At 67.7% G+C, this 14,039-nt stretch carries 15 protein-coding genes; 5 read left to right on the forward strand and 10 right to left on the reverse strand.

Annotated features, from left to right (window positions below):
* Positions 1-3: 3 nt before the first annotated feature.
* From GGQ93_RS10615 to GGQ93_RS10635, 5 genes are all read right to left on the reverse strand, one after another.
* Positions 4-1,713, reverse strand: a complete 1,710-nt coding sequence (locus GGQ93_RS10615) for an MFS transporter (protein ID WP_183216884.1) — start codon at positions 1,711-1,713, stop codon at positions 4-6.
* Positions 1,713-2,288 (reverse strand): TetR/AcrR family transcriptional regulator, encoded by a 576-nt coding sequence (locus tag GGQ93_RS10620; protein ID WP_183216886.1) that lies wholly within the window; start codon positions 2,286-2,288, stop codon positions 1,713-1,715. Before GGQ93_RS10620 ends, GGQ93_RS10615 begins: the two co-directional genes overlap by 1 nt.
* A 233-nt stretch (positions 2,289-2,521) precedes the next feature.
* On the reverse strand, positions 2,522-3,031 hold the full coding sequence (locus tag GGQ93_RS10625; protein WP_182713991.1) for a GNAT family N-acetyltransferase: 510 nt from the start codon (positions 3,029-3,031) through the stop codon (positions 2,522-2,524).
* Complete coding sequence (locus GGQ93_RS10630; protein WP_183216888.1) at positions 3,028-5,109, reverse strand: S46 family peptidase; 2,082 nt, start codon at positions 5,107-5,109, stop codon at positions 3,028-3,030. The genes GGQ93_RS10625 and GGQ93_RS10630 overlap by 4 nt, the downstream gene beginning before the upstream one ends.
* Before the next feature lie 219 nt (positions 5,110-5,328).
* Complete coding sequence (locus GGQ93_RS10635; protein WP_183216890.1) at positions 5,329-7,416, reverse strand: S46 family peptidase; 2,088 nt, start codon at positions 7,414-7,416, stop codon at positions 5,329-5,331.
* A 211-nt stretch (positions 7,417-7,627) separates the two neighbouring features.
* Here GGQ93_RS10635 and GGQ93_RS10640 point away from each other — a divergent pair, with 211 nt between their 5' ends.
* The 3 genes from GGQ93_RS10640 to GGQ93_RS10650 are packed head-to-tail and all read left to right on the forward strand — an operon-like array spanning position 7,628 to position 10,589.
* Complete coding sequence (locus tag GGQ93_RS10640) at positions 7,628-8,797, forward strand: ABC transporter permease (protein ID WP_054764945.1); 1,170 nt, start codon at positions 7,628-7,630, stop codon at positions 8,795-8,797.
* Positions 8,794-9,549 carry an ABC transporter ATP-binding protein gene (locus GGQ93_RS10645; RefSeq protein WP_152949665.1) on the forward strand — a complete coding sequence of 252 codons (756 nt, stop codon included), beginning with the start codon at positions 8,794-8,796 and terminating at the stop codon, positions 9,547-9,549. The genes GGQ93_RS10640 and GGQ93_RS10645 overlap by 4 nt, the downstream gene beginning before the upstream one ends.
* A 26-nt stretch (positions 9,550-9,575) precedes the next feature.
* Positions 9,576-10,589 (forward strand): HlyD family secretion protein, encoded by a 1,014-nt coding sequence (locus tag GGQ93_RS10650; RefSeq protein WP_182713989.1) that lies wholly within the window; start codon positions 9,576-9,578, stop codon positions 10,587-10,589.
* A 9-nt stretch (positions 10,590-10,598) separates the two neighbouring features.
* On the opposite strand, the gene GGQ93_RS10655 is transcribed toward GGQ93_RS10650, so the two are convergent.
* The gene (locus GGQ93_RS10655; RefSeq protein WP_183216892.1) at positions 10,599-11,396 is read right to left on the reverse strand and encodes a crotonase/enoyl-CoA hydratase family protein; all 798 of its coding nucleotides are present in this window, start codon (positions 11,394-11,396) and stop codon (positions 10,599-10,601) included.
* A gap of 115 nt (positions 11,397-11,511) precedes the next feature.
* A complete protein-coding gene (locus GGQ93_RS10660) occupies positions 11,512-11,664 on the reverse strand; it encodes a hypothetical protein (protein ID WP_007390126.1) in 153 nt (50 codons plus the stop codon).
* 155 nt (positions 11,665-11,819) lie between these two features.
* Between GGQ93_RS10660 and GGQ93_RS10665 the strand changes: the two genes are divergently transcribed.
* The gene (locus GGQ93_RS10665) at positions 11,820-12,038 is read left to right on the forward strand and encodes a DUF1289 domain-containing protein (protein WP_375782443.1); all 219 of its coding nucleotides are present in this window, start codon (positions 11,820-11,822) and stop codon (positions 12,036-12,038) included.
* Between the two features lie 88 nt (positions 12,039-12,126).
* On the forward strand, positions 12,127-12,651 hold the full coding sequence (locus GGQ93_RS10670) for a retropepsin-like aspartic protease family protein (RefSeq protein ID WP_183216894.1): 525 nt from the start codon (positions 12,127-12,129) through the stop codon (positions 12,649-12,651).
* On the opposite strand, the gene pgsA is transcribed toward GGQ93_RS10670, so the two are convergent.
* From pgsA to GGQ93_RS10685, 3 genes are read right to left on the reverse strand one after another with little or no spacing between them, the layout of a single operon-like run.
* The gene (pgsA, locus tag GGQ93_RS10675) at positions 12,648-13,295 is read right to left on the reverse strand and encodes a CDP-diacylglycerol--glycerol-3-phosphate 3-phosphatidyltransferase (RefSeq protein WP_054764951.1); all 648 of its coding nucleotides are present in this window, start codon (positions 13,293-13,295) and stop codon (positions 12,648-12,650) included. The genes GGQ93_RS10670 and pgsA overlap by 4 nt on opposite strands.
* Positions 13,292-13,747, reverse strand: a complete 456-nt coding sequence (locus GGQ93_RS10680; RefSeq protein WP_054764952.1) for a PIN domain-containing protein — start codon at positions 13,745-13,747, stop codon at positions 13,292-13,294. Before GGQ93_RS10680 ends, pgsA begins: the two co-directional genes overlap by 4 nt.
* Complete coding sequence (locus GGQ93_RS10685) at positions 13,744-14,031, reverse strand: type II toxin-antitoxin system ParD family antitoxin (protein ID WP_183216902.1); 288 nt, start codon at positions 14,029-14,031, stop codon at positions 13,744-13,746. The genes GGQ93_RS10680 and GGQ93_RS10685 overlap by 4 nt, the downstream gene beginning before the upstream one ends.
* Positions 14,032-14,039: the final 8 nt, after the last annotated feature.

Raw genomic sequence — 14,039 nt, forward strand, 5'->3', positions numbered from 1 at the left:
AGATCAGTCGGCGGCGGCGACAGCTGCGGCGTCGGGCGTGGGCGTGTTTCGGGCCTCCCGTTTCGCCTGACGGCGCGCCTTGAGGCGGGGGCGCAGATGGACCGCCGTCACCCAGGCGCAGCCCAGGCCGGCGACCACAGCGATGATCAGGAAGACGTCGTTATAGGCCAGGACGTTGGCCTGTTGCGTCACCTGGCGCGTCAGCAGAGCCGCGCCCTCGGCGTTCAGCAGGGCGGGGTCTGTGATGGTGGACGAATAGGCGCCCGACAGCTGGCGCAGGCGTAGAACCACCTGGGGGTCCAGGCTGGTGATGTCGGCGGCCAGCTGGTTTGAATGGAACTTCTCGCGCACCACCTGGATCGTGCCGATCAGGGCCGAGCCGGCCAGGCCGCCCAGGTTCTGAAGCACGCTGAACATGACGATGAAGCTGATGATGTTGCGCGCCCCCTGTTGCAGCACCTTGCCTACCCCGATCAGCAGGGCCGGGCCGACGAACAGGGCCGAGGCGAAGGCGATCAGGGCCTGGCTGAGATAGAGCTGGGCCGGGCGGGTCAGGACGGTGGCGTGGCTGTCGATGAAGGCGCCGACGGCGATCAGACCGAGCGCGATGGCGATGGGCAGGTTCAGCCGCGTCATGTCCAGGGTCAGGGCGGCGACCGCCGTCCCGGCCATCATGGCCAACAGGATCACCAGGAACAGGCCGTGCAGCTGATCCGGCCCCAGACCCACCACGGTCAGAAAGCCCACGGCGCCTGAAGTCTGTTCCGACAGAGTCAGGCGGATCAAGAGGATGGCGCCGAACAGGCGCAGGATGTCGGGGCCGCTCAGCCAGCGGACATTGATCAGCGGATTTCTGCGGTTGTACTCGACCGTCAAGGCGGCGGTCAGCAGCAGGATCGCCCCCGCCAAAGCCCAGCCGATCCAGGGCGCTTCTATCCACCAGACGATCCGGCCCAGGCCCAGAACGGCGGCCAGCAGGGCCACGCCGGGGGCGAACAGGGCGAAGGTGAGGAAGTCGAGCGGCTCGAACAGTTTCAGCCGCTCGGACGGGGGCAGGCGCAACACCTGGACGGCCGCCCAGGCCAGCAGCGCCATGCCCAGTTCGAAGGTGTAGAAGGCGCGCCAGTCGTTCAGCTCCAGCAGGCTGGGCATGATCAGGCGGGCGATGGGCACGGCGAAGCTGGACAGGCCGATGCCGATCACCAGGCCCTTCAGCCGATGCTGGGCCGGGAAGGCCTGGATCATATAGAGGAAGCCCAGGCTGGACAGGCCTGCCGCCGCCATGCCGGCCACGGCGCGGACGAACAGGGTGGACTCATAGTTGTCGACCGCCAGGTGGGCGGCGCAGGTGACGACGAAGGCGGTCAGACAGATCTGGGTGAACAGGCGCAGGCCGTACTGCTGTCGGAACTTGAACAGGATCAGGTTCATACAGGCGTTGGTCATGACGAAGACGACCGGCAGCCAAGCCGCCTCGGTCGGGGTTATGCCCAGCGAACCCTGAAGATTGGTCAGATTGGCCAGGACGGCGGCGTTGCCCAGACTGCCGACCATCGCCACCAGGACCCCGGTCAGGGCGTATTGAAGCCTCAGCCAGGCCGTGTGATCGGGCGTGGCCGGGGAGCCCGGCAGGGTGGGGCGCTCGTGGGGTTTCAGCGTGGCCAGATACTGGTCCCACGGCAGATGCCAGTTGTGATCGGCGCGACGGGCCATCAGGAAGCCTCGGGCCGGGGGCGAAGGCCGTCCATGAGGAGGGCGCGGGTGCGCTGGGACACGGCCTGACGCTCGGCTTCGTCGGCGCCCTGGAAGCCGGCGCCCAGCAGGGTGGCGATCAGGCGGATGTCCATCGGTCGCAGATCCTTTCGCACCAGACCGGCCGCCTGGGCCCGCGCCAGGGGCGCGGCGCCCGCCTCCATCAAGCTTTGCCTCAGGGGCGTAAGCGCGTCGGGCGAGCGCACGTTCCGCACCAGGCCCGCCAGGCCGGCGTTGCGGATCATGTCCTCGGCCAACCGGTCCAGGAACCAGAAGAAGGTCTCTGGCGCCTCGCCCTGGTCGGCGGTGCGGCGGCCCAGGTCGGCGACGTCGGCCTCGAGCACCGCCAGGGCCAGTTCGGTGCGGTCGGCGAAATGACGATACAGGGTGCCCCGGCCGACCCCGGCTTTTTCCGCGATCAGGTCCAGCGGGGCGTCCAGGCCGTGGTCGGCGAAGACCGCGCGCGCGGCGTCCAGCAGGGCGGCGCGGTTGTGGATGACGTCCTTGCGGAGGGTTTTGGGGGCGGGGCGCGACATGGTGACGCGCTTAAATGGACACGGGTGTCCGTTTTGCAAGGGGGAGATGTTCGAACATCCCTCTTCCAGCGGGAGAGGGCTTGAGCGCCTGAGAGCGTAGCGATCAGTCTTGCGCCACCCGAAGGGCGCCGCGAAGCAGCCAAAGGGTGAGGGCGCGGTGGTGCGAACCGGCCCGCCGGCGGGCCCTCATCCGGCCCTTCGGGCCACCTTCTCCCCATGGGAGAAGGAAGGAATTAGAGCCCCTTCTCCAGCACCACGAAGTCCAGATCCGGCCGGGGCGGGTCGATGGGAAAGGGGCGGGTTTCGCCGGTGGGATGGTAGCCGCGCCGTTCGTACCAGGCGATCAGTTCGACGCGGCGATGGATGACGGTCATCTCCATGCGGCGGGCGGCGAAGCGGGCGACGGCCTCTGCTTCGGCGGCGGCGAGGAGACGGCGGCCCAGGCCGGAGGCTTGCAGGATGGGCTCGACCGTCAGCATGCCGAGGTAGGTCCGGCCGTCGCCGACGCGGGCCACCTGGACGCAGCCGATCGGGGCGCCGTTGCGGTGGGCCAGCAGAATGACCCGGTCGGGATCGGCGATCAGGGCCGACAGTTCCTCGGCGCTGGTGCGGGTGTCGAACAGCAGGTCCGCCTCGTGGGTCCAGCCGGCCTTGGCCGTCTCGCCCCGATAGGCCCGCTCGATCAGGGGATGAAGCGCGGCGACGTCGTCGAGTGTCGCCGCGCGGAAGGCGATCTCGCTCACCGCTCCCGGTCTTGGGAAACGCCCAGCTCCCGCACCAGATGATCCATGCCGTAGACGTCGCGCAGGGCTACGGTGACGGCCTGGGTGGTGACGATGACGCTGCGGTTGACGGCGCGGTCATAGCCATAGGCGTTGCGCTGGGTCAGGACGGTGGAATCGAAGTTGGCGCCGATGATCTCGCCCTTCGCATTGATGGCGGGCGAGCCGGAAGAGCCGCCGATGGTGTCGGTCGAGACGGCCATGTCCATCACCGCGTTCGGGTCGATCCGGTCCTTGGCCGCCAGCAGTTTGGGCGCGACGGCGAAGGGCTCGGCCCCCGTGGCGCGGTCCCACAGGCCGGCGAAGGTGGTGAAGGCGGCGAACCTCTGGCCCGGAACGTCGGAGCCTTCGACCTGGCCGTAGGTCAGGCGCAGGGTGCCGGTGGCGTCGGGATAGACGGCGTCGCCATAGGCGGCGAAACGGGCGGCGGCCAGCTGTTCCGAGGCGCGGTCGGTCGGGGCCTGGACGCGGGTCTCCCAGGCGTCGCGAACGGCGCGGGCGTCGGCGTCGATGGCCAGGGCGTACTGGATCATCGGATCGGTCGAGGCCTGGACGGCTGCCAGACCGCCGGTCCACAGGGCGCGGCGCACGGCCGGGTCGGCCAGGGTCGTGCCGGCGACCAGACGCGCCGACAGGCCCTCGGGGCTTTCCTTGCCCAGCAGGGTGCGGACCGAGGGGTTGTCGACCGTCAGCCATTCGCGGGTCTTGGACAGCCACCACTCCAGTCGGATCTGCTCAAGTTCCGGATAGATGGGGCGTTCGGCGAACAGGCGGGATTCGACGCCGGACAGGCGGCTGTCGGCGAACTCGGGCAGACGCTGGTCGGACGGCTTGGCCCGCTCCTGGGCGCCGCGCACCAAGGTGCGGGCATAGCTGAACAGTTGCGATCCCCCGGCGACCGAGGTCGTGCCCAGGCCTGTGCCGCCCTCCAGCAGGGCCATGGAGGGATAGAGTTCGCGGGCGACCGGCTGGACCGCGCTGAGCGCCGACCAGGGATCGACGCCGGACGCGGCGGCGCGGGCGCGGAAGTCGGCCTCCTGTTCGGCCTTTCTGGCCATGAAGGCCGGGTCGATCAGGGCGGCCATGCGACCGCGCCCGCGCTTATAGGTGTTTTCCAGACCGACGATCGGGTCCATGGCGATGAAGGCCTGCTCCTCGCCCTCTTCGGAATAGCGGATCAGCCGGCCGCGCAGCTCCGAAGCGATCAACTGGTCCAGCGGCAGCACCACGTCGCGAATGGTGGTCAGCTGATCCTGGGTCAGCAGGCGCTGGGTCGAGCCGGGATTGCCGGAGATGAAGACGGCCTCGCCCTCGGTCGGCTTGTTGGGGTTCCAGGCGAAATGGGTCGGGGTCTCGACCGGCTTTCCGTCCTCGTACAGGCGGATGAAGGCCGCATCGACGGCGAAGCGGGGGAAGGAGAAGTTGTCCAGATCGCCGCCGAAGGTGGCGGCCCGATCCTCAGGCGCCCAGGCCAGGCGGACGTCGGAATATTTGCGGTACTTGTAGAGTTTGAACTGGCCGCCCCGGTACAGGCTGACGACCTGGCAGCGGATCTTGGGGTCGTTTCCGCAGGCTTCGCTTTCGATCCGACCGGCCTCGGCGTCGCGGGCCTGGGTGAAGGCCTGGCCTTCAAGCCCTTCACCCGCCTTGTGCATCCGCTCGGTCACGTCCGAGATATCGGTCAGGATCTCGGCGGTGGCGCCGGGGCATTTCAGCTCTTCCTCGCGCGATTTCGGCAGGAAGCCGGTCTCGGCGTAGTTGACCTGGGGCGTGGACAGGTTGGCGACGCAGGTGGCGACGCAGTGGTTGTTGGTCATCACCAGGCCCTGGCCCGAGACCACGCCCGCCGAACAGCCGCCGAACTTGACCGACGACAGCCGCACCCGGTCCAGGAAGGCCTGGTCGATGTTCGTCCTCAGGGTCTGATTGGCGCGGGCGACGGGGAAGTTGTCGAAGGTCCACATGCCTTCTTCGGCGCTGGCCGATGAGGCGGCTGCGACGGCGACGACGGCGGCGGAGGCGAGCAGGGCGAGGCGCATGGGGGTGGTCCTTGAAGTCTCCTCCCCATCGCTCTGCGATGGGGAGGTGGCGCGGCGCGACTTCGCGCCGTGACGGAGGGGCTCTGAGATACATGACAGGCGCCGGTGCGGTGGTGAAGAGCCCTTCCACCGCGGAGCTTGTCCTCGGGCTCGCCGAAGGCGGGAACCGGGGGCGGTCCCCCTCCCCGCAAAGCGGGGAGGAGACTTTATGACCCGGTCTTACCGCCGCACGCCCAGTTCGCGCAGCAGGCGGGGCTGGTTGTAGACGTTGCGCAGGGCCTCGGTGATGGCGGCGGTCGAGACGGTGACCGTGCGGTTCAGCTCGCCGTCATAGCCGAAGCTGCCGCCCAGCGAGTGGATGTTGCCGTCGAAGGCGGCGCCGATGACTTCACCCTTGGCGTTGATCACGGGCGAGCCCGAGTTGCCGCCGATGATGTCGTTGGTCGAGACGAAGTCATAGACGGTCGACTTGTTCACCTTGCCCTCGGCCGCCAGCCAGTCTTCGGCCGCGTTGAAGGGCTCGGCGCCCGTATTCCGCTCGTACAGACCGCCGATATAGGTGAAGGGCTCCACCGTCACGCCGCGATAGGTCCAGCCCTTAACCTGGCCGTAGGAGAGGCGCAGGGAGAAGGTGGCGTCGGGATAGAGGTTGGTTCCGTAGACCGCGAACCGGGCCTGGGCGATCTTTTCGGCGGCGCGGCTGGTCGGGCCGGACACGGCCGCTTCCCACTGGGTGCGGACGGCCTGGGCGGCGTCGTCATTGGCCAGAACGAACTGGATCATCGGATCGCCCGAGGCGGCCAGCTGTTCCGGCGTCATGGCCAGGGCTTCGGCGCGGAAGGCCGGATCGGCCAGGCGGGTGCCCTCGACGGTGCGCTCAGCGATCTGCTCGGGACTTTCCTTGCCCAGCAGGGCTTTAACGCTGGGATTGTCCACCGTCAGATATTCGCGGGTCTTGGACAGCCAGAACGACATCTGAATCTTCTCGATGTCGTCGGAGATCGGGGCGTCCTGCGCCAGGCGGCGGCCCAGGGCGGCGATGTCCGCCTCGGAATAGCCGGCGCGGCGTTCGGCCGCAGGCTTGGCCCGCTCCTTGGCGGCGCGGACGATGGCCTTGGCGTAGCTGTACAGCTGCGAGCGCGGACCCGATTCCAGCTGGCGATAAGGCAGGTAAAGGTCGCGCTGGGCGGCGGCGGCGCGCTCCAGCTCGGCCCAGGGGTCGCCGATCCGTTGGGCCAGGGCGGGGTCGGCCGCGACGCGCTGGCGCAGCTCCTGCTCCTCAGCGCGCTTCTTGGCCATGAAGGCGGGGTCGGTCAGGGCGCCCTGCTGGCCGTAATAGACCTTGAAGCTGTTCTCCAGGCCGAAGATCGGATCGACCGAGACCCGCTTGGCCTCTTCGCTGGTGGTCGCATATTCCAGCAGGCGACCGCGCAGTTCCGAGGTCTGGATCAGGGTGATCGGCAGCTGCTGATCGCGCAGGACCTCCAGCTGGGCCATGGTCAACAGGCGCGAGGTCGAGCCGGGGTTGCCGGCGACGAAGGTTACGTCGCCTTCCTTGGGCGCATTGGGGTTCCACGTCAGGTGGTTCGGCGTGGAGACCGGCTTGCCGTCCTCGTAGGCGCGCAGGAAGGCCGCATCCAGGGCGTAGCGCGGGAAGTTGAAATTGTCCGGATCGCCGCCGAAGAAGGCCGCCTGAAACTCGGGCGCGAAGACCAGACGCACATCCTCGTACTTGCGGAACTTGTAGAGCTTGTACTGACCGCCGCGGTACAGGCTGATGACCTGGCAGGTCAGCTTCTGATCGTCGCCGCAGACTTCCTTTTGAATCTTGTCGATCTCGGCCGCGCGGGCGCGCACGAAGGCGGCGCCCTCAAGCCCGGCGCCGGCGGCGGTGACGCGGTCGGTGACGTCGGTGATGTCGGTCAGGATCTCGGCCGTCTGGCCGGGGCATTTCTTCTCTTCCTCGCGGGTCGCGGGCATCCAGCCGTTCTTGACGTAGTCGTTCTGGGCGTCCGACAGGTCCTGAACGCAGCTGACGACGCAGTGGTGGTTGGTCAGGATCAAGCCTTCGCCCGAAACCAGCGAAGCTGAACAGCCCTGCAGACGCACGGCGGCGTTGCGCACCCGATCCAGCCAGGCCTGGTCGAGGTTCGTGCCGTATTTCTCATTCACCGTCGCGATGGGGAAGTTGTCGAAGGTCCACATGCCCTCATCGGCCTTGGCGGGAGTCGCAGGCGCGGACAGGACGACGGTCGCGGCGCCCAGGGCGGCCAGCGAGGCGGTGAGACGAAGGGACGGCAGGGACATTTGGAAACTTCCTCCAGAGCGCGGGACCGGGCTGATCCGCCTGTTATCTTGTAACTAGCGCCGTTTCATCGACGCCGCCAAGAGCCAGACGCCGATAGCCCGGCGATCGGTCTCTCGCAATCGCGCCGATGCGAAGCCTTACCCCGATTTAACTTGGCGCTGAGGCACGCGCCGGTCAGATAGACCCCATACCGGGGGTTTATCGACGACCATGTCGCTTGCATTATCAACCTTGCTCTACGAGTGGCGCCGCTACATGGCCGCCATTGTGGCGCTCGCCTTTTCGGGCCTGCTGGTGCTGGCCCAGGTCGGCATGTTCATGGGGATCGGCAAGGCCTTTACGGCCCAGATCGACCGCGCCCGCGCCGACATCATGATCCTGAGCCCCGGGGCCACGGCCCTGTTCAACGGCGGCCCCTCGGGCGTGCCGCGGCGCATCATGCCGGTGGTCTATCAGCACCCCGAAGTCCTGGCCGTCGCCGACCTGGACGGGTCCGGCGGGCGTTGGCAAAACATCGTCAAGGACAAGGAGCCGGGCGCCGAGCCTGCGGCCCCCGGCGCCAAGAAGATGGAGTTCGTCAACGTCACCACCATCGACGCCATGCCCGGCGCGGTGACGGTGCCCGTCGACTATTCCGACGATCTGGTCGAGGCCCTGCGCCAGCCCTATGCGGTGGCGGTGGACCAGACCGCCCTGGGACGGCTGGGCGTCAAACTGGGCGACCAGGCCACCTATAACGGCAAGACCGTGCGGGTCGCGGCCGTGACCCAGGGCTATCCCAATATGATGCAGGCCACGGTCGTCATGTCGCGCGACACCCTGCGGATGCTGGGCGAGGCCAATACCGGCGAACGGGTCGGGCCGCTGATGGTCCAGATCAAGGATCCGGCGCGCGCCCCGATCGTGGTGGCCCAGCTGAACGCCATCTCCAACGGCCAGTTCAAGGCCTGGACGCGCCAGGACCTGGCCAAGGCCAATGAGGGGGCGATGATGAAGGAGAGCTTCATCGCCATCATGCTGGGCTTCTCGCTGTTCCTGGGCATTCTGATCGGGGTGGCCATCACCTGGCAGACCCTGCGCGGCGCCATCATGGCGAACATCAAGGAGTTCGCCTCTCTGCGGGCGCTCGGCGTCTCCATGGGGTCGCTGCGGCGGATCGTGCTGGAACTCAGCTTCTGGGTCGGGATCGCCGGGGTCCTGGCGGCCTTCGTCCTGACCTGGGCCGTCAGCCTGCTGGCCGCCGGCTCGGGCCTGACCATGTCCTTCCCGCCCACCATGGTGATGATGGTCTCGGCCATGCTGGTGGTGATCGCCCTCGTGTCCGGCTTCCTGTCGCTGGGCGTCCTGAAGAAGAGCCAGCCTGCGGACCTGCTGCGATGAGCGTTCATACCAAAGTCCACGGCAAGCACGGCGACTTCGCCATCGAGGCCAAGGGTCTGGTCAAGCGGTTCAAGACGGGCCGCAGCTGGGTCGAGGTGCTGAAGGGCGTCGATTTCGACGCGCGCCACGGCGACCTGACCATGGTCATGGGGCCGTCCGGCTCGGGCAAGTCGACCCTGATCGCCAATCTGTCGGGCCTGCTGAAGCCTGAAGAGGGGCGGGTGGACATTCTGGACGTCGACGACCTGTGGAAATACGGCTCGGGCCGGATCGACAAGTTCCGGCTGGATCACTGCGGCTTCATCTTTCAGGGCTTCAACCTGTTTCCGTCGCTGACGGCGCTGCAACAGGTGATGACGGTGCTGAAATATCAGGGCCTGTCGCCGTCGGAGGCCAAGAAGCGCGCCACCACCGCCCTGGAAGAAGTCGGCCTGGGCCATCGCTTGAACCAGCGGCCCAGCGCCCTGTCAGGCGGCGAGAAGCAGCGGGTCGCCATCGCCCGCGCCCTGGCCAAGAACCCGCAGATCCTGTTCGCCGACGAACCGACCTCGGCGCTGGACGGCGAAAACGGCCAGGTCGTCATTCGGCTGCTCCGCCGGGCCGCCACCGAACACGGCGCCGCCGTGATCTGCGTGACCCACGACCCGCGCCTGGAAGCCTGGGCCGACCGGGTCATCCACATCGAAGACGGCAAGATCCTGGACGATCAACGCCGCACCCCTGATCCCGACGCCCAGCTGGCGTCCCACTAAGCTCTTTTCGAACGGACTGAACCGTCATGCCCGCCTTTCTCAAAAACAAATGGCTCTGGATCGGCCTGATCCTGATCGTGGTCCTGGTCGTCGGCTTCATGGCCTTCAGCAAGGCCGGCGCCGCCAAGAAGGCCGAGGTCGAAAAGGCCGCCGCCCAGAAGATCGACAGCCCCTACGCCGCCATCGCCAACGGCAAGGCCGACGTCGAGGGCGGGGTGATCAAGGTCGCCGCCCGTCGCGGCGGCGTGGTCCGCGAAGTCTTCGTCAATGAGGGCGACAAGGTGGTCGCCGGCCAGATCCTGGCCCGCCAGGAAGACGACGAGACCCGTCTGGCGGCCCAGAGCGCGGCGGCTGCGGTGTCCGAGGCGCGCGCCCAGCTGGGCATGACGCGGGTGGAGCTGGCGACGGCCCGCCGCGAATATGAGCGGCTGTCGAAACTGGCCGCGACCAACTTCGTCGCCGCCCAGCGTCTGGACCAGGCCCGCGACCAGATCGCCCAGGCCGAGGCCCGTATGGCGTCCCAGAACGCCGCCGTCCAGACCGCCCAGTCCCGCCTGGACGAGGCGCGCTATAATCAGGAGCTGACGGTGATCCGCGCCCCGATGAACGGCCGCATCGCCCGCCGCTACGCCCAGCCGGGCGCCGGCGCCTCGACCCTGAACGTCACGGCCATGTTCGATCTGGAGCCCGAGACCGACCGCATCGTTCGCGCCGAGATCGTCGAGGCCGACCTGCCCAACGTGACCGTCGGCCAGGAGGTCGAACTGACCCCCGAAGGCGATCCCACCAAGATTTCGGTGGGCCGCGTCCTGCGCCGCGCCGCCGTCTTCGGCGCCCGCCAGCTGCAGTCCGAAGACCCTTCGGCCCGCACCGACGAACGGGTGGTCGAGGTCGTGGTCTCGGCCGACGACACCCCCTTCCTGATCGGCCAGCGCGTCCTGGTGAAGTTCATGAAGCCCGGTCAAAAAGCCGGCGTCGCCCGTCCAGTCGCCGCCGGCGTCGGCCCCGACCAGGCCATGCGCCCGGCGGGGCAGAAGTAAGGGATCGGATCAGCGGCCGGTGAAATCCGCCGGCCGCTTTTCCAGCACGGCTTTGACGCCTTCCTGATGGTCGTCGGTCATATGGGCCAGGGCCTGCATGGCCGCCGACAGCTCCAGGATCTGTTCGAAGGTCTGGTCGCGGCCCTGGCGCATCAGGGTCTTGGCCATGCGCAGGGCCTGGGGCGGCTGGGCGGCGATTTCACCGGCTATGGTCAGGGCCTCGTCCATCAGCCGGTCGTGCGCCACGACCCGGTTGACCAGGCCCCAGCGCTCGGCCGTCTCGGCGTCGATGCTGCGGCCGGTGAACAGCATTTCGGCGGCGCGGGCGTAGCCGACGTCGCGCGGCAGCCGCCAGGCGCCCCCGTCGCCGGGGATAATGCCCAGCTTCAGAAACGGCACGCCGAAGCTGGCCCGGTCCGAAGCGATGCGGATGTCGGCTGTGGCGGCGATGCCGCAGCCCAAGCCCATGGCCGGGCCGTTGACCGCCGAGATCAGCGGAATCTCCAGATCATAGAGGCTGCGGACGATCCGGTGGACGACGCGGCGATAGCGGACGCGAATCTCCGCGCCTGACCCTTCGAACAGGTCGCGTCGGTCGCGCATGGCGGTCAGATCGCCCCCGGCTGAAAAGGCCCGCCCCGCCCCGGTCAGGACGACGCATTTGACCGTCATGTCCGCATTCGCGCGGGCGCAGGCCTCCGCGAATTCATCGCCGTCGCCCAGGTCGGGCAGGGCGTTCAGCCGCGCCTCACGGTCCAGCGTCCAGATCAGCACCGCGCCCTGGCGGGTTTCGGCAATCAGCCCCATGGGTCGTCTCCCTTGTTCCCCCTCTCATCGTCCGCCGCCGTCGCGTCAGGCAAGGTCGGAATTGCAAAAGCCCCGGTCGGGACCGGGGCTCCTGCACGTCCGGCTCGCGAAGCCGTCAGCGTTTCTTGGGCGTATAGGGTACGAAGTTGGACGGATGGCTGGCCGCCCGTCCCGAGTTAGACGGCATGTGCCGACTGTTGACCAGCATCCCGCCCCACAGGGCGAAGGACATCATGGCGTGTTGGAGGTTGCGCTCCTTATCGTTCATCTTGGCGTCTCCTTTCGCAGAACGATGAAAAGAGACGCGTCGTACCTAGGGATCTCACCATCAGTCGTTTCGCGTCGATGACCAAGATAACCATCTTTCCGCAAAGTGCAAATTTTTAAGTCAGTAACCGGAGTATTTTTTATGAAGATGTCGTATTGAGCGCCGCGACCCCGCCCCGCCGCCCGCCCCAGGCGATCGCCACGCCGTGCGTCATGGTGTGCGCCGTCGACGGCGAAAGCGGCCTGTGTCTGGGCTGTTTTCGAACCCTGAAGGAGATCGCCGGCTGGCGCGCTCTGGGGGAGGATGAGCGGACGCGGATCATGGCGGAACTGCCCGCGCGGCGCGACCGGATCGACCCCGCCAAACTGGGCTGAGGGGACCGGGTAGAGGGGATGGGCGTTTAAGACTTCGTCAGCCACGTCGCTTCACCGCATCCCAACGGGCGACCGCTATTGGGAAGGAATGATCCGCATCGATCTTCAGTCCGTCGTCGTGCTGGGCGCATCCCTGGCGGCCTCGTTCGCGACGGCCCTGGCGATCCGTCACCTGGACGGCGGCGAGCCCGCCCTGGCGGCGGCCCAGCCGGAACGCCTCGTCGTCGCGCCCGCATCGGCTTCTGGGACCGCGACCCAGGTGGTGAAGGGGCCGGACGGTCACTACTGGGCCCAGGCGACCATCGAGGGGCGGGCCGTGCGGGTTCTGATCGACACGGGCGCCAGCGTGGTGGCCCTGACGCGAGCGGACGCCCGGCGCCTGGGCGTCGATCCGGAGCCGGACGCCTTTACGGGGCGGGTGCAGACCGCCTCAGGCCTGGCCCGCGCCGCGCCCGTCGAACTGGCGGCGGTCTCGGTCGCAGGCGCGCGGGTCGAGCGAGTCCAGGCCCTGGTGGTCGAAGAGGGGCTTGCCTATTCCCTGTTGGGCATGAGCTATCTGGGGCGGCTGTCGGCCTTTGAGGCGACGCCTGCGGGACTGACGCTGAGGCCCTAAAGATCCTGCATCTGACGCCGAGCTTCGCGGAAATACTGCCAGCCGGTCCACAGGGTGATGACGGCGGCGAACCAGATCAGGAAGACGGCGAAGGATTCGAAGGCCGGCTGCCAGGACAGGGGCGAGCCGTCCTCGTTCTGAAGGCCGAAGGCGTCCCACAGCAGGGTCAGTTGCAGGGCCGCCAGCGCCACCATCTGGACCGTGGTCTTCCATTTGGCGGCCAGGGTGACGGGCAGTTCGATCCGGCCGGCCATGGTCTCGCGCAGGGCCGAGACCGCGAACTCACGGAACAGGATCAGGCCGCAGGGCAGGGCGATGCCCGGCAGGGAGCCGGACGCCAAGACGCCCAGAATGGCCCCGGTGATCAGAACCTTGTCCGCGATCGGGTCCAGAATGGCGCCCCAGCGGGTGGTGGCGTTCCAGCGCCGCGCCAAAAAGCCGTCCACCCAGTCGGTCGAGGCAGCGATGACGAAGATCCAGAAGGCCCACAGGCCGAACTTCAGCTGGGTTTCCGGCGACAGCCAGGCGTCCAGAGCCCCCGGCGCGGCGCCGGCCAGCATGGCGAACATCACCACCCCGGCGAACAGGCGGATGCCCGTCAGGATGTTGGGGATCGGATTGGCGCGGAGGGCGGGCGCGGTCATGACGGGATCTCCAGCAGGGACGCGAGCAGGGGGTGAAGCGTCTCCGCGAACGGATTGGCGACGGTGACGCCTCGATAGACGAAGCCGTCCTGCATGTCTTCGGAAAGCAGAAGGCCGCAGCCAGCTTCGGCGGCAGCGCATAGGATGATGGCGTCCCAGATCTGGTGCGGGTGGGTGGCGACTAGTTCAAAGGCCGAGAAGACGACGGCTTCGCTGGTCGCGGGCACGATTGCGAGGCGTCGCCAACTGTCCGCGATCTCCGACGCCATCGCGGGTGTCATTCGCGCCTTGCCGGTCAGGACGCGGTGCAACTCTCCCAGGCATTGGGCGGCGACAATGAGCTCATGATCCGCATGAAGCCGGTCGATCAGTCGTCTGCCCGCAGCGCGTCGTGCGGGACCGTTGAGCCCTTCAGCGTAGACGATGACGTTCGTATCGAGGGCGATCCTCAATCGTACAGCTCTTCGCGGGTCCAGGGGCCTATGTTGATCGAGGGCATGGCGCTCCACCGGTCCAACATGGCCTTGAACGCCAGCTGACGGCGCGCGCTTTCTTCCTGCTGCCGGGCCAGTTCTTCCCGTCGAGCAGCTTCCGCGCTTTGACGCGCCACTTCCTGATCCTGCAGAAGGCGCAGACCGTCGCGAACCACTTCGCTCATATTGGCATAGCGGCCTGTCTTCACACGATCTCGAGCGAACTGCTCCAGTTCCGGGGTCAGGTGGACGTTGGTGGCCATGGGGTGAA

It is taken from the genome of Brevundimonas aurantiaca, from assembly GCF_014199955.1.
Taxonomy (GTDB): domain Bacteria; phylum Pseudomonadota; class Alphaproteobacteria; order Caulobacterales; family Caulobacteraceae; genus Brevundimonas; species Brevundimonas aurantiaca.